22 protein-coding genes are annotated in these 25870 nt (G+C 62.7%); 15 read left to right on the top strand and 7 right to left on the bottom strand.

Annotated elements, in window-relative coordinates; genetic code table 11:
• From KBA32_RS05435 to KBA32_RS05400, 8 genes are all read left to right on the top strand, one after another.
• Positions 1–203: ABC transporter permease (locus KBA32_RS05435; protein WP_294356264.1), on the top strand; the 203-nt coding region annotated here is incomplete at its 5' end.
• A gap of 14 nt (positions 204–217) precedes the next feature.
• Positions 218–1759 (top strand): efflux transporter outer membrane subunit, encoded by a 1542-nt coding sequence (locus tag KBA32_RS05430; protein WP_294356262.1) that lies wholly within the window; start codon positions 218–220, stop codon positions 1757–1759.
• A gap of 5 nt (positions 1760–1764) precedes the next feature.
• Positions 1765–2838: an HlyD family efflux transporter periplasmic adaptor subunit gene (locus KBA32_RS05425; protein ID WP_294356260.1), complete on the top strand. Its 1074-nt coding sequence runs from the start codon at positions 1765–1767 to the stop codon at positions 2836–2838.
• Positions 2835–5642, top strand: coding sequence for a ribosome-associated ATPase/putative transporter RbbA (gene rbbA, locus KBA32_RS05420; protein WP_294356257.1), 2808 nt, complete (start codon positions 2835–2837; stop codon positions 5640–5642). The genes KBA32_RS05425 and rbbA overlap by 4 nt, the downstream gene beginning before the upstream one ends.
• Positions 5643–5719: 77 nt before the next feature.
• Positions 5720–6847, top strand: coding sequence for an ABC transporter permease (locus tag KBA32_RS05415; protein ID WP_294356255.1), 1128 nt, complete (start codon positions 5720–5722; stop codon positions 6845–6847).
• A gap of 198 nt (positions 6848–7045) precedes the next feature.
• Positions 7046–9004 (top strand): alpha/beta fold hydrolase, encoded by a 1959-nt coding sequence (locus KBA32_RS05410; RefSeq protein WP_294356253.1) that lies wholly within the window; start codon positions 7046–7048, stop codon positions 9002–9004.
• Positions 9005–9172: 168 nt separating this feature from the next.
• Entirely contained in the window at positions 9173–9667 is a 495-nt protein-coding gene (locus KBA32_RS05405; RefSeq protein ID WP_294356250.1) for a MarR family winged helix-turn-helix transcriptional regulator, read from the top strand.
• Positions 9664–10128, top strand: coding sequence for a hypothetical protein (locus KBA32_RS05400; protein WP_294356249.1), 465 nt, complete (start codon positions 9664–9666; stop codon positions 10126–10128). The genes KBA32_RS05405 and KBA32_RS05400 overlap by 4 nt, the downstream gene beginning before the upstream one ends.
• 307 nt (positions 10129–10435) lie before the next feature.
• Here the strand turns inward: KBA32_RS05400 and KBA32_RS05395 are convergent, their stop codons facing one another.
• On the bottom strand, positions 10436–11260 hold the full coding sequence (locus KBA32_RS05395; protein WP_294356247.1) for a helix-turn-helix transcriptional regulator: 825 nt from the start codon (positions 11258–11260) through the stop codon (positions 10436–10438).
• Positions 11261–11428: 168 nt separating this feature from the next.
• Here KBA32_RS05395 and leuC point away from each other — a divergent pair, with 168 nt between their 5' ends.
• The 4 genes from leuC to KBA32_RS05375 all read left to right on the top strand — a co-directional run bounded on the left by leuC (position 11429) and on the right by KBA32_RS05375 (position 16305).
• Complete coding sequence (gene leuC / locus KBA32_RS05390) at positions 11429–12835, top strand: 3-isopropylmalate dehydratase large subunit (RefSeq protein ID WP_294356245.1); 1407 nt, start codon at positions 11429–11431, stop codon at positions 12833–12835.
• Positions 12836–12850: 15 nt separating this feature from the next.
• Positions 12851–13489, top strand: coding sequence for a 3-isopropylmalate dehydratase small subunit (leuD, locus tag KBA32_RS05385; RefSeq protein ID WP_294356244.1), 639 nt, complete (start codon positions 12851–12853; stop codon positions 13487–13489).
• Positions 13490–13699: 210 nt separating this feature from the next.
• The gene (locus KBA32_RS05380; protein ID WP_294356242.1) at positions 13700–14302 is read left to right on the top strand and encodes an ISAs1 family transposase; all 603 of its coding nucleotides are present in this window, start codon (positions 13700–13702) and stop codon (positions 14300–14302) included.
• Positions 14303–14958: 656 nt separating this feature from the next.
• The gene (locus KBA32_RS05375) at positions 14959–16305 is read left to right on the top strand and encodes a citrate transporter (RefSeq protein WP_294356240.1); all 1347 of its coding nucleotides are present in this window, start codon (positions 14959–14961) and stop codon (positions 16303–16305) included.
• A gap of 72 nt (positions 16306–16377) precedes the next feature.
• Here the strand turns inward: KBA32_RS05375 and KBA32_RS05370 are convergent, their stop codons facing one another.
• Positions 16378–16653, bottom strand: a complete 276-nt coding sequence (locus KBA32_RS05370) for a transcriptional regulator (protein ID WP_294356238.1) — start codon at positions 16651–16653, stop codon at positions 16378–16380.
• Between the two features lie 142 nt (positions 16654–16795).
• Positions 16796–17086, bottom strand: a complete 291-nt coding sequence (locus tag KBA32_RS05365; protein ID WP_294356236.1) for a hypothetical protein — start codon at positions 17084–17086, stop codon at positions 16796–16798.
• A gap of 209 nt (positions 17087–17295) precedes the next feature.
• Between KBA32_RS05365 and ompR the strand changes: the two genes are divergently transcribed.
• On the top strand, positions 17296–18018 hold the full coding sequence (gene ompR / locus KBA32_RS05360; RefSeq protein WP_294356234.1) for a two-component system response regulator OmpR: 723 nt from the start codon (positions 17296–17298) through the stop codon (positions 18016–18018).
• 40 nt (positions 18019–18058) lie between these two features.
• Positions 18059–19381, top strand: coding sequence for an ATP-binding protein (locus KBA32_RS05355; RefSeq protein WP_294356232.1), 1323 nt, complete (start codon positions 18059–18061; stop codon positions 19379–19381).
• Between the two features lie 72 nt (positions 19382–19453).
• Here KBA32_RS05355 and KBA32_RS05350 read toward each other — a convergent pair whose 3' ends face one another.
• From KBA32_RS05350 to KBA32_RS05340, 3 genes are all read right to left on the bottom strand, one after another.
• Entirely contained in the window at positions 19454–20185 is a 732-nt protein-coding gene (locus KBA32_RS05350) for an amino acid ABC transporter ATP-binding protein (protein WP_294356231.1), read from the bottom strand.
• The gene (locus KBA32_RS05345) at positions 20175–20966 is read right to left on the bottom strand and encodes an amino acid ABC transporter permease (RefSeq protein ID WP_294356229.1); all 792 of its coding nucleotides are present in this window, start codon (positions 20964–20966) and stop codon (positions 20175–20177) included. Before KBA32_RS05345 ends, KBA32_RS05350 begins: the two co-directional genes overlap by 11 nt.
• Before the next feature lie 163 nt (positions 20967–21129).
• Entirely contained in the window at positions 21130–21924 is a 795-nt protein-coding gene (locus tag KBA32_RS05340; protein ID WP_294356227.1) for a transporter substrate-binding domain-containing protein, read from the bottom strand.
• Between the two features lie 377 nt (positions 21925–22301).
• Here KBA32_RS05340 and KBA32_RS05335 point away from each other — a divergent pair, with 377 nt between their 5' ends.
• On the top strand, positions 22302–23468 hold the full coding sequence (locus KBA32_RS05335) for a PEP-CTERM sorting domain-containing protein (RefSeq protein ID WP_294356225.1): 1167 nt from the start codon (positions 22302–22304) through the stop codon (positions 23466–23468).
• A 116-nt stretch (positions 23469–23584) separates the two neighbouring features.
• Here KBA32_RS05335 and KBA32_RS05330 read toward each other — a convergent pair whose 3' ends face one another.
• A complete protein-coding gene (locus tag KBA32_RS05330; RefSeq protein ID WP_294356224.1) occupies positions 23585–25822 on the bottom strand; it encodes a heavy metal translocating P-type ATPase in 2238 nt (745 codons plus the stop codon).
• Positions 25823–25870: the final 48 nt, after the last annotated feature.

Here is a 25870-nt window from a genome sequence, read left to right as displayed (position 1 = left end):
TCACGCCCGTGCGCAACATGCCCGAGGTGCTACAGCTCGCCACCTACGCCAATCCGCTGCGCTTCGGCATGGACATCGTGCGCCGTGTCTATCTCGAAGGCGCGGGCCTCATCGACATCTGGCGCGAATTCATCCCCCTGCTGGTGCTGGCCGCCACCACGCTGCCGCTGGCCGCCTGGCTGTTCCGTAACCGGCTTTCCTGACCGTGGGTATCCGTATGTTTGATCTACAACACTCTCATTTTCACCGGCTGCACTTTGGCTTCGCGGCCTGCGCGCTGGCATTGGCTCTGACCGGCTGCGCCGCCGTTGGCCCGGATTTCGTCAAGCCGACGCCAGCAGCGCCCAACGACTGGACGAGCTGGCGCAGCGGCGATGCCTCGCTGCGCATCCCGAACGAAGCCACCCAGGCATTGCCAGCAATGTGGTGGCAGGCCTTCAACGACGCGACCCTCAACGAGTTGCAGCGGCGCGCTTTCGATGCCAGCCCTGACCTGCAAACGGCCACACTGCGCTTCGCCCAGGCACGCGCGCAGCGCAGCACGGTGGCCGCGCAGCGCGGGCCAGAGGTCAACGCCAGCGGGAGCGCCACCCGTCAGCGCCAGAGCGAGAGCGGGGCCAGCACGCGCATGCTCGGCATCATGGGGGCCGACCCGAGCATGACCGAGCTGCTTGCGGAGCCGTTCACGCTGTACCAGGCCGGCTTCGATGCTTCGTGGGAGCTGGATTTGTGGGGCCGCGTGCGCCGCTCTGTGGAAGCCGCCGACGCCGATGTCGGCCAACAGGCTGCACTGCTTGACCTGGCTCGCCTCAGCCTGGCCAGCGATGTGACGCGCAATTACTTCGAGCTGCGCACCGCCCAGCGGCAGATACGATTGATGCGCGAGGATATCGTCGCACTGGAAGATCGCGCCGGGCTGTTGCAAGCGCGTGTCGATGGCGGCGTGCTCGATCACACGGACTTGCAACGCCAGCGCGCCGAACTGGCCGCGCTCAAGGCGCAGTTGCCGCCGCTGCTGGCGCAGGAAGCCGCCAACGCCAACCAGATCGCCCTGCTGCTGGGCGAGCGCCCCGGCGCGCTGCAGGCCGAACTGGCGCCGCGCGACGTGGACGCCAAAACTGCGCTGCCCGATCTGGCCCTCGGCCTGCCCTCGGAAGTGGCGCAGCAAAGACCCGACATCCGCGCTGCTGCAGCGCGCCTGCACAGCGCTACCGCCAACATCGGCATTGCCAAGGCCAGTCTGTATCCCAGCATCCGGCTGGGTGCGAAGTTCGGGTTCGAGTCCTACTTGAGCGGCGAATTCGCCGACTGGAGCAGCCGCACCTGGTCGATCGGCCCCAGCCTCAACCTTCCGATCTTCGACCACGGCCGGCGCACAGCCACCGTGCAACTTCGTGAGCTGCAACAACAGGAAGCGGCGGTGAACTACCAGAAAACCGTGCTGAAAGCGTGGCAGGAGATCGACGATGCGCTGTCCGCCTACAGCGCCGAACAACAACAGGCGCAGGAACTCCAAGCCCGCAGCGACGCGGCCAGCGATGCCTACCAGCTGGCCCAGGCGCGCTACGACGGCGGCGCCACCGACTACACCGCCGTGCTCGACAGCCAGCGCAGCTATCTGCAGGCCCGCCGGGATCTGGCCGCCAACCAGGGCAGGCTGGCCACGCGCTTCATCACGGTGAACAAGGCATTGGGAAATGGATCCGGTTCAGAACAGCTGCCTTCGCCGTCCGTTCCACCCACTTCTTCCGCGCGTTGAACACCATGGCCCTCTCCCTCAAGAACAAGTTAATTCCAATCGTCGTCGTGGCCGTGCTGGCCCTGGCCGGCTGGTACGCCTGGCAGTGGTTCTCCGCTGGCAGCGAGAACCAGGCCTTCATCAGCGGCAATGGCCGCATCGAAGCCACGGAGGTGGACGTCGCCACGAAACTGGCCGGTCGGGTGGGCGACATCCTGGTCGAGGAAGGTGCCTTCGTGAAGTCCGGCCAGGTTCTCGCGACCATGCAGGTGCAGACGCTGGAGGCTCAGCTGCGCGAAGCCAAGGCCCAGCGGCAGCAGGCGGTCCATGGCGTGGCCAGCGCTCAGGCGCAATTGGCAATGCGCCTGAGCGACAAGACCGCCCTGATCGCACAGGTGCGCCGCGCCGAGGCGGAACGCAACGCGGCCAAGCGCCAGCTGGCGCGCTCCGAGACGCTGGTCAAGGGAGGGTTTACCTCCACCCAGACCCTGGACGACGATCGTGCTCGCACGGAAAGCGCCGAGGCCTCCGTGGCCGCTGCCCAGGCGCAGGTGGCCTCGGCCGATGCGTCCATCGCCGCCGCACGCACGCAGATCGTCGGCGCGCAGTCTCAAGTGGAGGCCGTCGATGCCACGCTGGAGCGCATCCAGGCCGAGATCGACGACAGCCAGCTCAAGGCGCCGCGCGATGGCCGCGTGCAGTTCCGCGTGGCGCAGCCCGGCGAGGTGCTCGGCGCGGGCGGGCGGGTGCTGAACATGATCGATCTGTCGGACGTGTACATGACCTTCTTCCTGCCCACCGAGGCGGCCGGTCGGCTCGCGCTCGGCTCGGAAGTGCGCATCGTGCTAGACGCGGTGCCGGGCTACGTGATCCCAGCCAAGGTCTCCTTCATCGCCAGCGCGGCGCAGTTCACGCCCAAGACGGTGGAGACGGCCAGCGAGCGCCAGAAGCTGATGTTCCGGGTGCGGGCGAAGATCGACCGCGAACTGCTGCGCGAGCACCCGGAGCACGTCAAGACCGGCCTGCCGGGCGAGGCCTGGGTGCGCCTTGATCCTTCGCAGGAATGGCCGGCCCGCCTGGCATTGAAGGCGCGGCCATGACGCAGCTCTCCCCAGCGCCCGAGGTCGTGCGGCTGGAGCAGGTGCGGCTGCACTACGGCAAGGTGCAGGCCCTGGCCGGCATTTCGCTGGGGGTGCCATCGGGCTGCATGGTGGGCCTGATCGGGCCGGACGGCGTGGGCAAGTCCAGCCTGCTGTCGCTGGTGGCCGGTGCGCGCGCCGTACAAACCAGGCAAGGTGGAGGCCGCGTGCAGGTGCTGGGCGGCGATATGGCCAGCCGCCGCCACCGCGACGCCGTTTGCCCGCGCATCGCCTACATGCCGCAGGGCCTGGGCAAGAACCTGTACCCGACACTCTCGGTGGAGGAGAACCTGCAGTTCTTCGCGCGCCTGTTCGGCCACGACGCCGCCGAACGGCGCCGACGCATCGACGACCTCACCAACGCCACGGGCCTGCGCGAGTTCCTCGGCAGGCCAGTGGGAAAGCTCTCCGGGGGCATGAAGCAGAAGCTGGGCCTGTGCTGCGCGCTGATCCACGACCCGGACCTGCTGATCCTGGACGAGCCGACCACGGGCGTGGACCCGCTGGCGCGCGCGCAGTTCTGGGACTTGATCACACGCATCCGTCAGAACCGGCCGGGCATGAGCGTGATCGTTGCCACGGCCTACATGGACGAGGCCCAGCGCTTCGACTGGCTGGTGGCCATGGACGACGGCCAAGTGCTCGCGACAGGTACGCCGCAGGAATTGCTGGCGCGCACCGGCAGCGCCTCGCTGGAGGCCGCCTTCATCGCGCTGCTGCCCGAGGACAGGAAGCGCGGCCACGCGGACGTCGTGATTCCCCCGCTGCAGGCCGCGCAGGACGACATCGCCATCGAGGCACAGGATCTGACGATGTGCTTCGGCGATTTCGTCGCGGTGGATCACGTGTCGTTCCGCATCCGTCGCGGCGAGATTTTTGGCTTCCTCGGCTCCAACGGCTGCGGCAAGAGCACGACGATGAAGATGCTCACGGGGCTGCTCGAAGCCAGCGAAGGCAGGGCCTGGCTGTTCGGCCACGAGGTGAATCCGAAGGACATCGCCACCCGTCGCCGCGTGGGTTACATGTCCCAGGCCTTCTCGCTCTATGGCGAGCTGACGGTGCGGCAGAACCTGGAGCTGCACGCGCGCCTGTTCCAGGTGCCCGAGGAGGAGATTCCCGATCGGGTGGCCGAGATGGAGCAGCGCTTCGATCTTGCCGGGGTGCGGGACAGCCTGCCAGAGCGCATGCCGCTGGGCCTGCGCCAGCGTCTTTCGCTGGCCGTGGCGATGGTGCACAAGCCCGAATTGCTGATCCTGGACGAGCCGACCTCGGGCGTGGATCCGGTCGCGCGCGACGCCTTCTGGCGGCTGCTGGTGGAGCTCTCGCGCCGCGACAAGGTGACGATCTTCATCTCCACCCACTTCATGAACGAGGCCGAACGCTGCGACCGCATGTCGATGATGCATGCGGGCAAGGTGCTCGACAGCGATGCACCCGCAAGGCTGGTGGAGAAGCGCGGTGCGCAGACCCTGGAAGAGGCGTTCATCGGCTACCTGATCGAGGCCGATGGCGGCGGGGCCAAGTCGGCTGCTGATGAAAAACCTGTCATTCCCGCGCAGGCGGGAATCCAGAGCGCGAACATCCTGGATTCCCGCCTGCGCGGGAATGACGAGGAGAAGACCACCCCGCACCACCGCAGCCGCTTCAGCCTGCAGCGCCTGGTCAGCTATTTATGGCGCGAGTCGCTGGAGCTGCAGCGCGATCCGGTACGCGCCACATTGGCATTGGCAGGCTCGCTGATCCTGATGCTCGTGATGGGCTTCGGCATCAACATGGACGTGAACGACCTGAGCTACGCCGTGCTGGATCGGGATCAGTCCAGCTTGAGCGAGAGCTACAAACTGAGCCTGTCCGGCTCGCGCTACTTCGTGGAGCAGCCGCCGATCACCGATTACGCGGACATGGATCGCCGCCTGGCCAGCGGCGAGCTGAGCCTGGCGCTGGAGATCCCGCCAGGTTTTGGCCGTGACGTGCTGCGCGCGCGCGAGGTGGCGATCGGCGCCTGGATCGACGGCGCCATGCCGTCCAGGGCCGAGACCGTCATGGGCTACGTACAGGGCATCCACCAGCACTGGCTGACCGAGCAGGCGACCGTGCGCGGCAACGGCCCAGCAGCCGGTCTGGCCGGCATCGAGACGCGCTTTCGCTACAACCCGGACGTCAAGAGTCTGCCGGCGATGGTACCGGCGATCGTGCCCCTGGTTCTGCTGATGCTGCCGGCCATGCTCACGGCGCTGGCCGTGGTGCGCGAGAAGGAGACAGGCTCGATCATCAACCTGTACGTCACGCCGGTCACTCGCACCGAGTTCCTGCTGGGCAAGCAACTGCCCTATGTGGCGCTGGCCGTGCTGAACTTCCTGCTCATGACGCTGCTGTCCGTGACCGTCTTCGGGGTCCCGGTCAAGGGCAGCTTCATCACCCTGTTGTTCGCTGCGGTGGTCTTCAGTTTCTGCTCCACCGGCTTGGGCCTGCTGGCGTCGAGCGTCACCAAGAGCCAGGTTGCGGCGATGTTCTTTGCCATGGTCGGCACGGTCATGCCGGCCATGCAGTTCTCCGGAATGAACGACCCGGTCTCCTCGCTGCAGGGCGGTGCGCGCCTGCTGGGCCAGATCTACCCGACCACCCACATGATCGATGTCAGCCGCGGAGTGTTCAACAAGGCGCTGCACTTCGGCGACCTGGGTGCCTCACTCATTCCCATGCTGATCGCCGCGCCGCTCATCGTGGGTGCCTCGATCCTGCTGCTGCGCAAACAGGAGCGTTAGTATGAAACCCCCACGTCGCTTCGCTCCTGCCCCCCGAGGGGGCGGTCAGTGCCTTCGGGCGGCCGGGCGCCACTGACATGCGCCAATTCCTCTCCAACACGTGGCGCCTGGGCATCAAGGAGCTGTGGAGCCTGCGGCGCGACCCGACCATGCTGGTGCTGATCGCCTTTGTGTTCACCCTGGGCGTGTACGCCGGCGCCACGGCCATGCCCGAGACGCTGAACAACGCGTCCATCGCGATCGTGGATGAGGACCAGTCGCCGGTGTCGCAACGCATTGTCTCGGCCCTGTATCCGCCGCAGTTCAGCAAGCCGCAGATGATCGAGTGGTCGCAGATGGATCGCGGCATGGACGCGGGGCTGTACACCTTCGTGATGGTGATCCCGCGCAACTTCCAGCGCGACCTGCTGGCGGGCCGCTCGCCCCGGATCCAGCTCAACGTGGACGCCACGCGCATGAGCCAAGCCTTCGTCGGCAGCGGCTACGTGCAGCAGATCGTCATGGGCGAGATCGGTGAGTTCGCCCAGCGCTACCGGGGCAGCGACGTCCCGCCGGTGGATCTGGCCCTGCGGGCGCGTTTCAATCCCACGCTGGAGCTGTCCTGGTTCGGCAGCCTGGTGGAGGTGATCGACTACATCACCATGCTGTCCATCGTCCTGGCCGGCGCGGCGCTGATCCGCGAGCGCGAGCACGGCACCATCGAGCACCTGCTAGTCATGCCGGTGACGCCCGCGCAGATCATGCTGGCCAAGGTCTGGCCCATGGGGCTCGTGGTCCTGCTGGCGTGCTGGGTGTCGATCACGTTCGTCGTGCGCGGGTTGCTGCACGTTCCGGTGGCCGGCTCGTTGCCGCTGTTTTTCGCGGGCGCGGCGCTGTGCGTATTTGCCACGACCGCCATGGGCATCTTCATGGCCACGGTGGCGCGCAACATGCCGCAGTTCGGCATGCTGATGATCCTGATCATCCTGCCGCTGCAGATGCTCTCGGGCGGCAGCTCCCCGCGCGAGAGCATGCCCGAGTTGGTGCAGAACATCATGCTGCTGGCGCCGACCACACACTTCGTAAAACTGGGACAGGCCATCCTGTTCCGTGGCGCCGGGCTGGACGTGGTGTGGCCGCAGTTCGTGGCGCTGGCGCTGATCGGCGGCGTGCTGTTCGCGCTGTCGTTGCAGCGCTTTCGCAAAACCATCAGTCAGATGGCCTGATGGTCAACTCCATGCCATCGTCGGCAGGCGCGAAGAGAACGACATGGGCCTGGTTATGGCTCGTGATCGTGCCTGTGTCAGCCATTGCCGAAGAGCCGCATCGTCCTTCATGTCGATGCGTACGCGCCAGCCCAGGCGCGAAGATTATTCAGGGGCGGAAGAAAAGACAGGGGACGTGATGGAGGAAGAGGACAGGTCATGAACCCATACACACTGGAGAGCCACCCGTGGGCCTGTGCGGGTCTGCTCGACAGGCATGGGCGCCTCGTCAGGTACTTGTTGTTGCTCGCCATCGCGGCGCTCTGTGCTGGATGCGCTGGCGTCAAGGTGCGGACCGTCACCGCGAAAGACTACGTGTCGGAGCGGCGCGGTGACGTGCTGACCACCGGCAAGCTCAGCACCTCGGCACGCGACGTACTCACGAGTCTCGCGGTCCAGCCAGATCGCTGCCAGCAGAGCGTCGATCCTTGTGTCCAGGCATTGACACACACGGACGGCATCGACGCCGAACGTCAACTTGCCACGCTGGCAGAGCTCTGGCTGCAGGAGGCGTTGCGGCAGGAGAAGTCGGGCGCTGAGGCCCAGCCGCGCTTCGAGGATGCATTGGGCGCCTATTTGCAGGTTGCGCGCTATGGCTACGCCTACCTGTTCTTCACATCACGCCGATCGGGCGAGCGGGCCTTCGAGGATCGCCAGACGCAGATGCGCGACTACTACAACTTTGCGGTGCAGCAGGCGACCGCGCTGTTTTTCGAGCAGTATCGGAGCCGGCCTGATCAAGTCAGAGGACGGATGCAGGTGGGCGACTGGTTGTTGAGCGCAAACCTGTCCGATCTGTACCCGCGGGAGCTTACGCCACGCCGCGCCAGCGAACTGCTGCCCGCTTCACGGCTCACCTTCCAGGGTATCCGAAGCATTTATCGGCGCGATGGGCTGGGTGCCGATCTGGTGATTGCCACCGATGCCGACGCCCGGGGCATAGGTGAAAAGCCAACCGCGCCTTTGACGGGGTCCTATAGCGAGATGCCTTATCGGCCGGTCACGGCCATCATCGCGTTTTCCGGGAGCACGCTGGAGGAGGTGCTTCACACCCGGGAAGCCACGCTGCTCGGATACGATCCCTACCAGCATGAAACCCTGGATGTCCACGACATCCCGGTGCCGCTCGCCGCGAACTTCACTTCCGCCTACGGGCTGTGGCTGGCGCGCTCGGACTTTTCCACGCAGGCACTGCGCAATGTCCTGGGCAAGTCCGGCAGTCTCGATGCGCCGTACGTCTACCTGACGCAGCCATTTGATCCGAACCGGCAGGTCATCGTCATGCTGCACGGATTGGCCAGCAGCCCCGAAGCCTGGATCAACGTCGCCAACGAGGTCATGGGTGACGAAGCATTGCGCAAACGCTATCAAGTCTGGCAGGTGTACTACCCCACCAATGCGCCCCTTGCCTACAACCACGCGAGCATTCGCGCCGCGCTTGCCGCGACCTTCCAGCACTTCGATCCCGAAGGGACCGCAGCTTCCTCGCGCGACATTGTGATCATCGGCCACAGCATGGGTGGGGTGCTCGGTCGATTGCTGGTGTCTTCCTCCGGCAGCGTGTTGCTCGATGCGGTCAAGGAACTCCGGCAGATCGATGATGCGCAGGTCAAGAAGCTGCGGGCGGAAACCGACGGTTTCCTGACTTTCGAGGCCTATCCGGGAATCTCGCGGGCCATCTTCATTGCCGCCCCCCACAAGGGAACGCCTTTCGCCAGCAATCGCCTTTCGCGGATGCTGTCCGGGCTCATCACGATGCCTGTGAAGGCCGTGGATCATGTCATGCGGCTCAATCGTCAGATCGTCGGTGGCAGCCAGGCCTCATCGGCACGCCTGCCGGCCAGCCTGCCCAATGGCGTGGACAGCCTCAAGGATTCGAACCCGTTCATCCGCGCCGCGGCCGAACTGCCGATTTCGCCCTCTGTGCGCTACCACAGCATCGTGGCCAACCACACGCCCCGGACGACGCTTGAGGACTCTGACGATGGACTGGTGCCCTACCGCAGCGCGCATCTGCCAGGAGCCGAGTCGGAGCTGGTGATCCCGTATTCCCATAGCGTCCAGGAGACCCCTGAGGCCATACTGGAGATACGACGGATTCTGCGAGAGCAGCGGTAGCCAGCGGAAGACAGTGTGACGCAGTGGTGAACTTCATTGGCGCGTGCCACTTCATCGACGCTTGACGGCGTACTTGAACTCCCCATGGGCACAGCCGATGTCAGACGGCCCATCCAAACGTCTCCAGCTTGGTTGACAACTAGTTTCCATTGATGGAAACTAGTTGTCATGGATCAACGAAATCTATCTTCCTCTGTACCGGACCCCGACGCCGTCGCCGTGACCGAATTGACCTTGGCGGTGTTTCGGCTGAACGGCGTATTGCTTCACTGGGGTGACAAGCTGGTCGCGCCGCTCGGTCTCACCAGTGCACGGTGGCAGATGCTGGGTGCTATCGCCCTTGCCGACACGCCGCCGACGGCACCCCAGGTGGGTGGGGTGATGGGCATCACGCGCCAGGGCGCACAAAAACAACTCAACCTGCTGACTGAACAGGGGCTCGTTAAATCGCACCCGAATCCAGCGAATCAGCGTTCGCCGTTCTACGCCCTGACGCCGGAGGGTTGGGCTCAGTACCGCAAGGCCGATGCCCTCTGGGCCGCACAGGCTGCCGAACTGGCTGCACTGATCCCAGCCATCCAAGCCAGCACTGCCACCCGAACGCTCGAATCCATGCGGCGCGCGTTGCAGACTGTTCCCCCTTTTTCAAAGGTCCAACCATGAAATCCAAATTGCATGCCATCTTCGGCGTCGTCGCGATCCTTTGCATCACTGCGTTCTGGCTCTCGACCCTCGTGTCAGAGCTTTTCATGGATCAGGCAAGTGTCGCGGCGGTCAAGAACGCGGTGTTGAGCGGTATGTGGTTGCTGATCCCGTCGATGGCGGCCACCGGCGGCAGTGGTTTTTCGCTCGTGAAGGGCCGTGGCGGCCGCCTTGTCGGTGTCAAGGGGAGAAGGATGAAGATCGTGGCGGCCAATGGCCTGCTGATACTGCTGCCCAGCGCATTCTTTCTGGCGTCGTGGGCCAATGCGGGGCGTTTCGACGGCATGTTCTATGCACTGCAAGGCGTGGAGTTGCTGGCCGGCGCTGTGAATTTTTCACTGCTTGCATTGAACATGCGCGACGGCCTCAAGCTGAGCGGTCGGCTCGCTCGCAAACGACCTGCGCCTGGATCTTCCCGCTGATCCCATCTGATCACGGCGAGTCCTGTGCCGGCAACTGCCTTCGGACATCATTTCTGCGGCTGCCCTGTGCTCGGCCACCGCCACTACAGGAATCCTGATTAGCAACAAGAGAGGCTGCGGGGACTGCCCAGTTTGGCATCGGGGTCCCGGATCGCCTGGTCGGAAAGTACTTCAAGCGTTGCGGCTACACCGCCCAGCAAAAGAATCTTCTGCAAAAAGCCTTGCGCATCATGAATCGCATCGCGCAATGGCCCGAACGTATCCGTTCCTATTTCCAGCGGCTTGGTGAATCTACTTAAGGGCCGGGTTAATGGTCAGACACGACCGGCCTGGACGGTTTCAGCAGCACGAACTTGATGTGTTCGTGTTCGCCCGGAAACAGCGTGACTTGCTGGTAGTGAATCTCCCCGCGCGCGGGATGCTGGAAACCGCGTTCGCCGCCTTGTCGTTCGAGGACGTCGTGCAACTTCCAGAAACGAGTGAAATCCGTACTGCCGGCTGAGAGTTCCTCAACGAGTCGCTGCATCGCCGGTTCATCGAGCCGGTTGCGGCAGTCGGCGCGAAACTCGGCGGTGATGCGGCGGGCGCGGATTTCCCAGTCGATCAGGAAATCGCGCGCCTGCGGCGCCAAGAAAACGAAGCGCAGCATGTTGGGCGGCGCTTCGCCTTCGCCGCGCGGCGCATCGAGCCAGCCGGTGAATAGCTCGGCTGCGGCCTCGTTCCAACCGAGAATGTCCCAATACCGGCCCATCAGATAGGCCGGCGCAGCGATATCGTCGAGCAATTCGACCAATGCCGGCGGCGGATTGTCGTTTTCCGGCATGCTTTCCTGCGGATCGCGCCGGTCCGCCATCTCGAACAGGTACGCACGTTCGCTGCGCGTCAGACGCAGCGTCATGGCCAAGCGATCAAGCGCTTCGGCGGACACATTGACCTCGCGCCCCTGTTCGATCCACGTGTACCAGGTCGGGCTGATACCGACGAGTTGGGCGGCCTCCTCGCGCCGTAGTCCGGCGGTGCGCCGTCGATTTCCGGCGGGAAAGCCGAAGTCCGCCGGCTGGCTCCGGCTGCGGATCACGTGCAGAAACTCTCCGAGCGCCTTGCGACGCGCAATTTCGGCTTCGATTTTCATCCTTGGACTTTCATCCCGTTTCCTTCTCGCTATTACTTTTAGTACTAGTATAAACAGTTGTCTTGTTAAGGGATAAAACAAGCAATACGATCGCATCCACTGTCCGGAGCGTCGTCTCCGGCACCCAGACAACGCGCCGCGATGGCGCACAATCGAGGAGAAAAACTCATGGCCGGAAAGACCCTTTACGACAAGTTGTGGGACAGCCACGTGATCCGTCAGGAAGACGACGGCACCTGTCTTCTTTACATCGACCGTCATCTGGTGCACGAGGTGACGAGCCCGCAGGCGTTTGAAGGCTTGCGCCTCGCCGGCCGCAAGCCGTGGCGCGCCGATTCGATCGTCGCCGTACCCGATCACAACACGCCGACCAACCATTGGGACCGCGACATCGAAGATCCGATCTCGAAGCGTCAGGTCGATACGCTCGACGCCAACATCAAGCAGACCGGCGCCCTGATCTACTTCCCGTTCAAGCACGCGAACCAGGGCATCATCCACGTGATCGCACCGGAAAACGGCGCCACCCTGCCCGGCATGACCGTCGTCTGCGGCGACAGCCACACGGCGACGCACGGGGCGTTCGCCGCCCTCGCCCACGGCATCGGCACCTCCGAAGTCGAGCACGTAATGGCGACGCAGACGCTGGTCCAGAAGAAGTCGAAGTCCATGCTGATCAAGGTCGAAGGCCAACTCGGCGCCGGCGTCACCGCCAAGGACGTGGCGCTGGCCATCATCGGCAAGATCGGCACGGCCGGTGGTACGGGTTACTGCGTCGAGTTCGCCGGTTCGGCAATCCGCGGCCTGTCGATGGAAGGCCGCATGACCGTGTGCAACCTGGCCATCGAGGCGGGTGCGCGTGCCGGCATCATCGCCGCCGACGAGACGACGATCGCCTACCTCGAAGGCCGCACTCACGCACCGAAAGGCGCGCAGTGGGAGCAAGCGGTTGCGTACTGGAAGACGCTGCACTCCGACGCCGACGCCGTGTTCGATACGGTGATCGAGATGAAGGCCGAAGACATCGAACCGCAGGTCACCTGGGGCACGTCGCCCGAGCAGGTGCTCGCCGTCGGCGGCAAGGTGCCGAATCCGGCGAACGAGGCCGATCCCATCAAGCGCGCCGGCGTCGAACGCGCCCTGCAATACATGGGCCTCAAGGCCGACATGCCGCTCACCGACATCACCATCGACAAGGTCTTCATCGGCTCCTGCACCAACTCGCGCATCGAAGACTTGCGCGCCGCTGCCGTCGTCGCCAAGGGCAAGAAGGTCGCGTCGAACGTGAAGCTGGCGATCGTCGTGCCGGGGTCGGGCATCGTCAAGCGCCAGGCCGAATCCGAGGGGTTGGACAAGATTTTCACCGAGGCGGGTTTCGAATGGCGCGAGCCGGGTTGCTCGATGTGCCTGGCGATGAACGCCGACCGCTTGTCGTCGGGCGAGCGCTGCGCCTCGACCTCCAACCGTAACTTCGAAGGCCGCCAGGGCCCCGGCGGACGCACGCACCTCGTCAGCCCGGTCATGGCCGCTGCCGCCGCGATCGCGGGCCACTTCGTAGACATCCGCAAAGCCTGATCAGGAGACGAACCGATGAAATCATTCACCCAACTCAAAGGGCTCGTCTGCCCGCTCGATCGTGCCAACGTCGACACCGACGCGATCATTCCCAAGCAGTTCCTGAAGTCCATCGAACGCGCCGGCTTTGGTCCCTACCTGTTCGACGAATGGCGCTACACGAACTACGGCGAACCGGGCATGGACTGCACGAATCGCCCGAAGAACCCGGACTTCGTGTTGAACAAGCCGCGCTACCAAGGGGCGCAGATCCTGCTCGCGCGCGACAACTTCGGCTGCGGTTCGAGCCGCGAGCACGCGCCGTGGGCGATCAACGACTACGGTTTCCGCGTCCTCATCGCGCCCTCCTTTGCCGACATCTTCTTCTCCAACTCGTACAAGAACGGCATTCTTCCGATCGTTGCTTCGAGTGAAATCGTCGACCGCCTGTTTGCCGAATGCGAAGCGACGGAAGGCTACGCGCTCGACGTCAATCTTGAAGCGCAAACGGTGACGACGCCGTCGGGCTTCAGTTTCAAGTTCGACATCACGCCGCACCGCAAGCATTGCCTGTTGAATGGCCTCGACGAGATCGGCCTGACGCTGGTGCACGCCGATGAGATCCGTGCATTCGAGAGCAAACGCAAGGCGGAATTCCCCTGGATGTTCGCGTAAACGCGGTTGAATCGACTCGGGCAATCCCGCGCTGCGGCCGCCGGATTGCCTTTTTTATTATTCATAATAAGGTTTAACAAAATTACGCAGTTAATTGTTTTATATCAATAATAGTTGATTGCAAATTCGTGCCATGCGCAACACTCAGCGGAACTTGCGCCGAGTTAGGCCCGCTGTACGGTACCTTGACGATGTAGATGCGGTCGAGACGTGCTGGCGGTCAAGGCCAACCAGAAGACCGTGTCGGAAGCGCTGATCGAGGGCTTCGAGACCGGCGAAGCGCTCGGCTGGGGATCGGTCGAAGTACAGCACCAGACGACGGTCGAAAAGAACCACGGGCGCATCGAAACACGGCGAGCCCTCCTCGCACCAAAGATTGACTGGCTGCCCGAGGCGATCCGAACGGCGTGGCCGACACTGGGCGCCGTCGGCATGATCGAGACCACCCAGGACAAGGGGACAGGCGAGGGTGCGACGATCAGTACGGATCGTCGCTACTTCATCCTGAGCCGTGGCGTCACCACAGTTGGCGATTTGGCCCGGGCGGTCCGCGTGCACTGGGGCGTCGAGTCGATGCACAGGGTCCTCGACGTGACCTTCCGGGAAGACGCCTGCCGGGTGCGCAAAGAGGACGCCGCACGCAATCTCTCGCTGCTGCGCAAAATCACTCTCGCCATGCTCCGCCTCGATACCGCTTATCCCAAGAGCAGTCTCCGTCAGCGCCGCAACCGTGCTTCCCGAAAACCGCTCTACCGCGCTGAGCTCCTCGGCCTTCGGCCTCGGTCTCAGCCACGCACCAAGAAATCAACCTGAAAACTTCACCGCAAAGGCGCGAAGGCGCAAAGATCGCAAAGGAAACAACAGGTGGGTCGTATTGACCATTCACCCTGTGGGTGGCGATGGAGGATAGGTGCTGTTCGCGTAGCGCTTTGATTTTCTTTGCGAACCTTTGCGATCTCTGCGCCTTTGCGGTGAAGATTTCAGCCACGCACTAAGAAATCAACCTGAAAACTTCACCGCAAAGGCGCGAAGGCGCAAAGATCGCAAAGGAAACAACAGATGGGTCGTATTGACCATTCACCCTGTGGGTGGCGATGGAAGATAGGTGCTGTTCGCGTAGCGCTTTGATTTTCTTTGCGAACCTTTGCGATCTCTGCGCCTTTGCGGTGAAGATTTCAGCCACGCACCAAGAAATCAACCTGAAAACTTCACCGCAAAGGCGCGAAGGCGCAAAGATCGCAAAGGAAACAACAGGTGGGTCGTATTGACCATTCACCCTGTGGGTGGCGATGGAAGATAGGTGCTGTTCGCGTAGCGCTTTGGTTTTCTTTGCGAACCTTTGCGATCTCTGCGCCTTTGCGGTGAAGAACTGAGTTTTTCAGGATCAATGAATGTGTAGGCGATTGCCGTGGGAATCGACCCGGCATGGCTTTCGGAGTAAACTTCCGCTTTTTTGCGGGAATAGTCAGATGAACACAGCTTTTCGCCGTATTTCCAGTTTTTTCCTCTTGCTTTTCGGACTAGCTCTTCCCGCATGGGCCGGCGAATCGGTCATGGTGGCCGGCATACCGCTCGATTTCATCCTCTTCGCCATGACGCTGCTCGGCGTCGCGCTCTTCCACGACAACACCCTGACAGTCGGTCTGACCGGTCTGGCAACAATCTCGATCTACAAGCTGATCTTCACCGGATTCAAGGCTGGCGCCGGCTTCGCGGGCCTGGTCGGGCATTTCCAGCACGAATGGGTCATTCTGGCCAATCTCTTCTGTCTGCTGATGGGCTTTGCGCTGCTCTCTCGGCATTTTGAAAAGAGTCATGTGCCGGTCATCCTGCCCAAGTACCTCCCGAACGACTGGAAGGGCGGTTTCGTCCTGCTCGTCATGGTGTTCGTGCTATCGAGCTTCCTCGACAACATTGCCGCCGCGCTGATCGGTGGCGCAATGGCGCATCAGCTCTTCAAGGGCAAGGTTCACGTCGGTTATCTGGCCGCGATTGTCGCTGCGTCTAACGCTGGCGGCTCGGGATCGGTTGTCGGCGATACGACGACGACCATGATGTGGATCGACGGCGTCAGCCCGCTCAACGTTGTCCACGCCTACGTTGCGGCCGCTGTAGCCCTCGTTATCTCGGCTTACTTCGGTGCGAAACAGCAGCACGCCTACTCGCCGATCATCAAGAGCAGCCATGCACATACCAAGGTCGACAAGGCCCGGATCGGCATCGTCGCGCTGATACTTGTATTTGCCATTGTCACCAACATTGTGATCAACGTGGAGTTCGCCGCGCTCGCCGATCACTTCCCCTTCATCGGCGTTGCGGTCTGGGCTGCGATCCTGCTGTCGATCCCGGTTCGCCGCCCGGATTGGGAAGTGCTGCCGGAGAATTTTAAAGGAACCGTCTTCCTGCTTTCGCTCGTCACCTGCGCCTCGATGATGCCGGTCGAGCAGCTCCCGCCGGCATCTGCCTTGGCCGCACTCAGTCTCGGTTTCGTCTCAGCGGTATTCGACAACATCCCGCTTACCGCGCTGGCGCTCAAGCAGGGGGGCTACGACTGGGGCTTCCTCGCCTACGCAGTCGGTTTCGGCGGTTCGATGGTCTGGTTTGGTTCGTCTTCAGGCGTCGCGCTGTCCAACATGTTCCCGGAAGGAAAATCGGTCGGTAACTGGCTGCGTCACGGTTGGCACGTAGCGCTTGCTTACGTTGTTGGTTTCTCGGTTCTTTACTTTACCCTCGGCTGGAATCCGCACGAGGCGCACAAGGCTGCCCCACAGGCAACTTCGGAAGCGCATGCCGTAGAAGCGGCGCCGGCCCAGTAGGAAGAACTATCTCTGGAAACGACAACGCCACCCTGGAGGTGGCGTTGTCTATTGCCAGAAAGGCGCTCTCGACTACTCCGGAATCAGATCGGCATTCGGATCGCGCTTGACCCCCGGTTTGCGCCCGCGCGCTGGCGCTGGCAGATCGCAAGACAGCCGGCAGCTAGTGCCTTCGATCTTCTTGCCATCAATGAACCGCGTTACCTGACAGCAGATCACCTCACCGCTCGCGGCAAGTTCCGCGACCTGGTCCCTCAGTTTAGCCAGAGGAATGTGCAACGCTTGCGAAATCTCCGAATCGAGTTGTTCGCCATTGGCTCTCAGAAATTTGAGAATCGATGCATTCATGTCGGATTCCTGTAGGGCTCGCTATAAAAATGGGCTCTAGTGTGCGCCCGAATTGCCTTGATGACAACGAGAATCATCGCTGTTCCGGCAAAAAGTCAATAGCTGTCGATCAGCTGCGATCTTTATCCAACTGCATCGTCAACTATCTGCGTGAAGGATAGATTTCGCGGCCGGCATCGCGGACGTCGCGCCGCAACTGGCGCCGCTCATCGGGCGACATGCGCCGTTCCGGGCGGCGCTCCGCGGCAGAGCCCCGCTGGTCCCCTTGCTGCCATTGCTCCGGCCTTCCGCGCGGCTGTTCGCGATCGACATTAACCTGCTCTTCGCGCAGCCACCGGATATCTTTCGCATACGCGTCGGCGATCGGCAAAACCAGCGCGAGCATCGTCACGACAGCAACGCTGCCTTTGACCACAACGCGTGAATCGATCATGACGATAAAGCTCCCAATAGCGACAGCAAACCGTGACAAAGCTTGTCGACCAGTATGCCGACGTGCCCGACCCGACGATCATACAAACCATGGACAATTGTAAGGAATTGTTTCTCATTCATCGCGGCGAAGCACAAATTGACAAGCCGGATTCCCGTATTGCATTCCCACGCTTTTCGCCGCCGGGGCTTTCCGGTTACGATTCAGCGATGGCTGACCGAAAAATCCTCGTCGTCGATGACGACAAACGACTGCGCGAGCTTCTGCAACGTTATCTCGGCGATAACGGCTTCCTGGTTAAAACAGCAGAAAACGGCGAAGCAATGGACAAGGCGCTCGCCCGTGACATGTTCGATCTGATCGTGCTCGACCTCATGCTTCCCGGCGAGGACGGTCTGTCGATCTGCCGGCGTATGCGGGCGAGCGACCCGGATCAGGCGGTCATCATGCTCACCGCCAAGGGCGATGAGATCGACCGTATCGTCGGACTGGAGATGGGCGCCGACGACTATCTACCCAAGCCGTTCAATCCGCGCGAATTGATTGCCCGCATTCAGGCCGTCCTGCGCCGGCGGGTTGCGCCGATTCCAGGAGCACCAACTGGCGAGGAACGATTGATCGTCTTCAGCGACGTCGAAGTCGATCTGGCAACCCGCACGCTGAAGCGCAATGGCGAAACATTGCCGCTCACAACCGGTGAGTTCGCGGTTCTCAAGGTATTGCTCGAACACCCGAGGCAACCGCTCTCGCGTGATCGCCTGATGGCGCTTGCACGTGGGCGTGAACAGGGACCATTTGATCGGGCAATCGACGTCCAGGTGTCACGCTTGCGCAAGCTGATCGAACCCGACCCGGCGACGCCACGCTACCTGCAAACCGTCTGGGGATTCGGTTACGTTTTCATTCCCGACGGCCAGGCGCAAGCGAAGTAGTCGATTCCACTCTCCCAATGACCTTCACCAAGGGATCCGTGTGACGCTGCTGCAAAAGTTATCCCCTCGCACCTTGCTGCTTCGCACCTTCCTGCTCGTCAGCCTGTTGATATTCGTCTCCGTAGCCAGTTGGATCGCGCTTTTCGCGCTCGCTCAGCGCGAACCGCAAGCAAGGCAACTGGGACAGCTTGCCGTCAGTGTCGTCAACCTCACCAACGCGGCGCTGGTTTCCGCGGAACCGACGAAGCGGGTCGCTCTCTTGCGCGACCTCGCGGACAGCGAAGGCGTGCATCTTTATCCTTCTGAGCCCGATGATGTAGTCACGCCCTTACCCGACAACCGATTTTTTTCAACGATGCTGGAGACGGCCAAGGCACAGCTGGGGCCTTCGACCCGACTGGCGGCCAGCATCAACGGTCAACCGGGTATCTGGATCAGTTTCTCGGTCGATGAGGCCGACGAGGATATCTACTGGTTGATGCTGCCGGGCGAACGTGCACAGAGCGAATTTCCATGGCATTGGCTCGGCTGGGGCTGCGTATCACTGATTTTGGCGCTGCTCGTCGCCTGGCTGATCGTCTCCCGCGTCACCCAACCGCTGCGTGTACTCGCGCGAGCCGCGAGTGAGGTCGGCCGGGGCCTACATCCGGAGGCGGTTCCCGAACGCGGCGCCATCGAACTTCAACAGCTTGCCCGAGCCTTTAATGGCATGTCGGAAGACCTCAAGCGGATCAACGCCGAGCGCGCAGAAGTTCTCGCCGGGCTTTCGCATGACCTGCGCACGCCACTTGCACGCCTGCGGCTCGAAGCCGAGTTGTCAATCCGCGAAGATCACGCGCGCAACGCCGTCATTGACGACATCGAGCAAATGGACGCGATTATTGGACAGTTCCTTGACTTCGCCCGCGGTGAAAGCGGCGAGGCGCCGGAACTCGCCGACATCAACGAAATCGTGACGCAGGTCGCCGAAACGCTGGGGCGAAGGGAGGAGCCGCCAACGCTTGCGCTTGCCGAACTGCCGCACGTCCGTATTCACCGCAAGGCCCTGACGCGAGCCATTGTCAATCTGCTGGAGAATGCGAGAAAGTACGGCGGCGAGCCGATTACGCTGGAAACGTCGAGCATCGGCGAAGAGGTCCGGATCGACATCCTCGATCGGGGCCCGGGCATTCCTAAAGACGAAGTCGAACGCTTGAAGCGCCCGTTCACGCGCCTCGAGGGGGCCCGTACCGACGCGACTGGAACCGGCCTCGGCTTGGCGATCGTCGACCGGATCGCGCGCCTGCACAAGGGCTCGCTCGACTTGATCGCACGCGACGGCGGCGGCCTGATCGCACGTCTCAGGATTCCAGCCGATAACTGAAAGAACGATCGGACTTCGCGGGTTGCCGTCTCCGAAACCCGATGTACGCGTAGCTGTACTGAACCGCCGACATCAATAGCGCAGCACCTTCGCCAAGAATCCTGCCAATTCTGGTGCCCGAGGTCGGCCGAAAACCTCCGCCGACCTCCCCTCTTCCACGGCTCGACCCTCCGCAATAAACACGCAGTAATCCGAAACCTGCCGCGCGAAGCCCATGTTGTGGGTGACGATGATGAGGTCGCGGCCTTCGCTACGCAGTTCGGCGATGAAGTCGAGAACTTCGGCGGTCATTTCCGGGTCGAGCGCGGAAGTGGGCTCGTCGAAGACGAGGAAGCGCGGTTTGATGGCGATGGCGCGGACGATGGCGACGCGTTGTTGCTGGCCACCGGAGAGTTCGGCCGGGCGCCGGTCGGCGTGGGCCGAGAGCTGGAAGCGGTCGAACAGCGCGTCGACGGTTTCGCGCGCTTCCGCCGGCGGTACGGCGTGCACCTTGACGAGCGGCAGCAGCACGTTTTCGCGCGCGCTGAGGTGCGGAAACAGGTTGTACGCCTGGAACACGGTGCCGATGCTGCGCCGGTGCGCGAGCAGGTCGTTTTCGTTGAAAGCGACTTCGCGGCCGTCGATGGCAAGGCTGCCGGTGTCGGGCACGGCCAGCCCGGCGACGACGCGCAGCAAGGTCGTCTTGCCGCCCCCGGAGGGGCCGATGATCGCCAGCGAGTGGCATTCCGGCAGCGACAGGTTGACGCCGCGCAGCGCCTGGTTCTCGCCGAAGGTCTTGGTAATGCCGCGCGCCTCAAGCCGCATAGTGGAATTTTCGCTCCAGGATGCGGCTCGCCAGTGAGATCGGCAGCGTCAGCAGCAGGTAGCCGGCGGCGAGCGGGAGGTAGCTCTCCAGCGTGCTGTAGGTGAAGGCGTTGACCTCCTGCGCGTTGAGCGTGAATTCGTTCAACGCAATGATCGAGAGCAGGGAGGAATCCTTGATGATCGAGGCGAACTGGCCGGTGAGCGGCGGGATGAGCTGGCGGACGACCTGCGGGAAGATGACGTAGCGGTAGGTCTGCCCGCGCGTGAGGCCGATGGCGCGCGCCGATTCGAGCTGCGAATCGCGGATGCTTTCGATCCCGGCGCGAACCATTTCAGCCAGATAGGCGCCGGCGAACAGCGAGAGCGTGAGGACGCCGACGACGTAGCGGTTCTCGACGCCGACCGCGTTGGCGACGACGTAGAAGAGGATGAGGATCTGCACGAGCAGCGGCGTGCCGCGAACCGCCTCGACATAGAGCGCTGCCGCGTAGCGCAACGGCAGGAAGCGCGCACGGCGCGCAAGCGCGGTGACGACGCCGATGAGCACGCTGACCAGCAAGGCCGCCGCCGAGATCGCCACCGTCATCAGCCAGCCCTGCACGAACTTCTGCCGGTACGCCCAGATCGCCGGCCAGTTCCAGCCGTAGTGCAGCTGGTTGAAGGCGAAGGTGAAGAGCGCGGCGGTGAGCAGCGCGACGAAGCTCCAGGCGACGACGCACGCGGCGCGTTCGACTGGGCGGCCGTCGCTTGGCGCGAGGAGGAAAGTGAGCAGCGAAGGCACTTATTGACAGTCGTCAAAGAGGCTGAGGAGCTTCCCCTCCGTTCGTGGTGAGCCGCCGAACCATGAACAGGCGCTCGGTGCGAGCCTCACGTCCTTCGACAGGCTCAGGGCGAACGGTGGTAGAGATCTGTCAGTCATATCCACGAAAGCCCGTGGCCCCTTCCTACAGGAAGAACGCCGAGCCGAGCCGCTTGAACTCGTCCTTCATCTCCTTGAAGTAACGCTCGCCCAGCTGCGCGAAACCGCCCTCCTCCCGGTACGCCTTGATGAAGCGATTGACGCCGGCCTTCAGCTCGTCGTTGCCCTTGCGCAGGCCGACGGCCCACGATTCCTTCTGGAACGGTTCGAGGATCGCGCGCGTCGTCTCCTTGTTGCGCTGCCAGTTCTGGTAGGTCGACATCTGGTCGTAGATGAAGGCGTCGGCCTTGCCCTGAGCAACTTCGAGCACGGCGGCCGACTCCTTGTCGAGGACCAGCACCCGGGCTTTCTTCAGATGGTTGGTCGCGTAGAGATGGCCGGTCGTCCCCTTCTTCACCGCCACCTTGAAGCCGTCCTTGTCGAGGTCGGCGATGCTCTGCGCCGTCGAATCCTTCTTGAGCAGGAGGCACAGGCCGGTCGAGACGTAGGGATCGGAAAAATCGATCGACTGCGCGCGTTCGGCCGTGGCCGTCATCGACGAAATCACCAGATCGACCTTGCCGGCCTTTAATGCGGGGATCAGCCCGTCGAACGCCATGTTCTGGATGACGACCGGGCGCGCCAGCGATTTGCCGAGCGCGTTCGCGATGTCGACGCTGACGCCGGTCGGTTTACCCGCGGTGTCGGTCATCTCGAACGGCGGATAGGCGAGCTCCATGCCGACGACGAGCGGCTTGGCCTGGTCGTCGGCCATGACCGTCGGCGCGAGGATCGCCAGCAGCAGCGCGGCCAGCCAGGGAAACAGCGATTTCAGCTTCATCTCGGAACCTCCTGAGAAACAACGTGGGAGTGAGCGCGAAAACCTCGATATGCCAATCGAAGCGCGATAGCCGTCTCGAGTATAGGCGCTCACCCGGCGATGGGGTAGCAGAGCCGACGAGCGCCGGCAAACATACCGAATGACAATCGCAGCAAAAAATGCTGTCGGAAAAATTTACGCAGAATAGATTCCGATCACTCAAAAAAACAATCAACCCATTGTTATATCGATGTTTTTTATCCAAAGGAACGAATTATGCATGAAATTTCAGCCGCAAACGACGCAGATATAAAACCAAAGTTTGCGCATCCAACACGCCGGTCGGTGCGTTTTCTCGGCATTGATTTCATAACGAGTATCCAATTAAGGAGAAATAGATGAAAAATTCTGTTCGATGGACAGGCATCGTTTTGTCGATGACGACGCTTGCATTCACCGTCGCCGCAAAAGCGGACGTGTCGGTGGATTTGACAACGGGGATGCCTGGTTACTGGTCTGAAGATGGCATCTGGACGATGGGCAGTGTGGCACCCGGCTATCAGCAATCGGCGTCAAGCAATCAACTGGTGATCACTGCATTGCCGGGACTGTCGAATGCCCAATACGGACCCTCAAACCCTCACAACAATTTCTGGCTGGGTTTGACAGGCGATTTTTCTGCGACGGTAACCTCCAAAATCACAGGTAATTTTGGAAACGGAGGGACATTCTGCGTTGACAACAATTCCAGCGGTCGCTACGCCTGTGTGGGCAACACTTATGATCACGTCGGCGTTAACTACGGGCTGTTTACTGGCGTGGATGTAGGCTTGCCTGGGGTCCCTTACGCAGGCTCGGCGCTGACGCTGAACCTGGCACGGACCGGGAATTCACTCAGCCTTTCCTATGCCGTTGAGGGCGATTCCCTGACTAACGCGCTGACCCTGACTGGTCAATATGTGCTCGGATCTGTCAATTTCGACCTTTCTAGCTGGGGTGTGCCAAACAACCCCGAGGAAACGCAAGTCACCTTTTCAGATTTCACCTACACCTCAGCGCCCGCCACCATCAGCGGGATGACCGGCGGTACCGCGTCGGACCCGACGGATTTATCTGCGGCAACAGTCGGGGCGATTTACGGTACGGTCGGTGATCCAGGACATGAAAGCGACTTCTTCACGTTCTATTGGGGCGGCGGTTACTTCAGCGCCAACGTCGGCATTCCCGGTGCGGAAAACCTGACTTACATCCCGGACGATCTGCGATTCAAGCTCTGCGAGGGCGGGAACTGCGTGAATCAGGATTCCTACCTGGCGACGGTACTCGCGGAAGAAGCCAACGAGTGGGAAAACCTGCTGGAGGCCTTGCTTGATCCGGGGTTCTATACGATCGGCGTGGTCGATACGGCGCTGGTTCCCACAGATCCGCCGTTCTATGTGACGTTCGCAACGCCCACAACGGCGACGAATGAGCATCCGCCCGGCACCGTCCCGGAACCGGCAACGCTCTTGATGGTTGCCACGAGCCTTGCCGCGCTTGCTTTTCTCCAGAGGCGATACTGTTGAGATCGGCGGTTTGAAATAAAGGATGCTCCTCGCCTCGTAGAAACAGCCAATCGATTGTCGAGCGACTTCTTGCCCCGCAGGTCATTTCAAGACCTGCGGACAGGTCACACCGATGTCTACTTGCGCAACAGCCGCAAGCCGTTGAAGACCACCAGCAGGCTACTCCCCATATCGGCGAAGACGGCCATCCAGAGCGTTGCCTGGCCGGTCACGGCGAGCGCCAGGAAGACGAGCTTGATGCCGAGGGCCAGCGCGATGTTCTGCTTGAGGATGGCCGCCGTGGCGCGGCTGAGGCGAATGAAGCGGGCGATCTTGCGCGGATCGTCGTCCATGATGGCGATGTCGGCCGTCTCCAGCGCGGTCGCGGTGCCGGCCGCGCCCATCGCGATTCCGATGTCGGCACGCGCCAGCGCCGGTGCATCGTTCACGCCGTCGCCTACCATGCCGACCATGCCGTAGCGTTCTTTCAGGTCGGCGATCGCGGCTTGCTTGTCCTCCGGCATCAGCTTGCTGCGCGCCTCGTTGAGGCCCAGCTGATCGGCGATCGCCTGCGCCGTCGCCGGGTTGTCGCCAGTCAGCATCACCGTTTCGACGTGCAAGGCCTTGAGCTCGCTCACTGCTTGCGCACTCTCGGGTCGGAGCGTGTCGGCGACGCCGAAGACGGCGGCCGGCCCGCTGGAAGAGAACAGGACTACCGCCGTCTTGCCGGCGTTTTCCAGTTCGGTGAGTTGCGTCCGAAGGCCCGCCGCATCGACGCCCTGCTCTTCGACGAGGCGATGATTGCCGAGATACCACGCAAGCCCATCCACCGCGCCCGTCACCCCGCGCCCGTGGAGAACGGCGAAGTTGTCGATGGGAAGCATCGTGGATCCCGGCTGCCGCTCGCGCCAGCCCGTGACCAGCGCGCGGGCGACGGGATGCGTGCTGTGGTCGTCGAGGCTGGCAGCGATGCGCAAGGCATCGTCAATGTGTAGTCCATCAATGGCGATGCAGTCGGTCAGTTCCGGACGACCATGCGTCAGCGTGCCGGTCTTGTCGAGCGCAACGGCTTTCAGCAGGCGACCGTTCTCGAGGTAGGCGCCGCCCTTGACGAGGATTCCGTGCCGCGCCGCCGCCGCGAGTCCGCTCACGACCGTTACCGGCGTCGAGACGACGAGCGCACACGGACAGGCGATGACCAGGATGACCAGAGCCTCGTAGAGCCAATCCAGCCACGCGCCGCCGAATACGAGCGGCCCGCCGAACGCCACCACGACCGCAAAGACGAGCACCGCCGGCGTGTAGTAGCGGGCGAAGCGGTCGACAAAGCGCTGTGTCGGCGCGCGTTGCGCTTGCGCCGCCTGAATGGCGGCAGCGATGCGTGCCAGTGTGCTCTCGCCGGCCGTGGCGGTGACTGCGGCCTCGACGACGCCGTCGGTCACGATGCTGCCGGCGAAAAGTGCATCGCCGACCTCTTTGTCGACCGGCATGCTCTCGCCCGTGATCGGCGCCTGATTCAGCGCGGCACGACCGGAGACGACGACGGCGTCGAGCGGGACACGCGCACCGGTGCGCACGCGGATGCGGCTGCCGACCGTAACGCTCGCCGGTGGCCGATCCTGCCAGCCGTGGCCGACTTTCACTTCGGCGGTCTCCGGCGCCAATGCGGTCAGCGACTTGATGGCGTGGCGCGCGCGCTCCAGCGAGAGCGCCTCGATCGCCTCGGCGAGCGCAAACAGGAAGACGACCATCGCCGCCTCCGGCCACTTGCCGATGGCGAGCGCGCCGACGACGGCGAGCGACATGAGGAAGTGGATGTTGAGCGTCAGATTCGTGATCGCGATCCAGCCCTTCTTCAAGGTCGGCAAGCCGGCGCTCAGGAGCGAAATCGCTGCCAACGCGAGCACGATCGGTGAGGTTTCCTGCCCGCTCAGCCACGCGGCAGTCTCGGCGCCGACGGCGCCCAGGCCGCTGATTGCGAGCAGGACTCTCTGCCGGAGGTTCAGTACCGGGGCGTGCGGCGTGGCGCGATTATCCACTTCGAGCAGTCGCGAACCCATGTCCAGGCTGTCGAGCGCCGCGGTGATGGTTTGCGGATCGCCCAGCCGGTGGACGACGGTCAGCTCACGTTCGAGCAGGTTGAAGTCGAGCCGGACGATGCCGTGCATGCCGTCCACACGATTGCGGATCAGCCGTTCCTCAGTCGCACAGCACAGCTTCTCGATGCGATAGCGCGCCAGCAGCACATTCTCCGGAAGCGCCTCGGAACTGCTTGGCAGCGAGGGTGTGACGGCCTCCGCACAGGACGAACAGCAGGCGGTTTTCTCCTGTACCTTGAGCGCGATGACTGTTTTGGGTTTGGGCGAAGAATTCACGGCGGCGTACCTCGGGAAACGATGCCACCATTAAACTGTCTGTAGTTA

This window comes from Propionivibrio sp., from assembly GCF_017995515.1.
In the GTDB taxonomy this organism is placed as follows: domain Bacteria; phylum Pseudomonadota; class Gammaproteobacteria; order Burkholderiales; family Rhodocyclaceae; genus Propionivibrio.
Note: the sequence above shows the minus strand (reverse complement) of the source record. Positions and strands in the feature narration are given on the sequence as shown.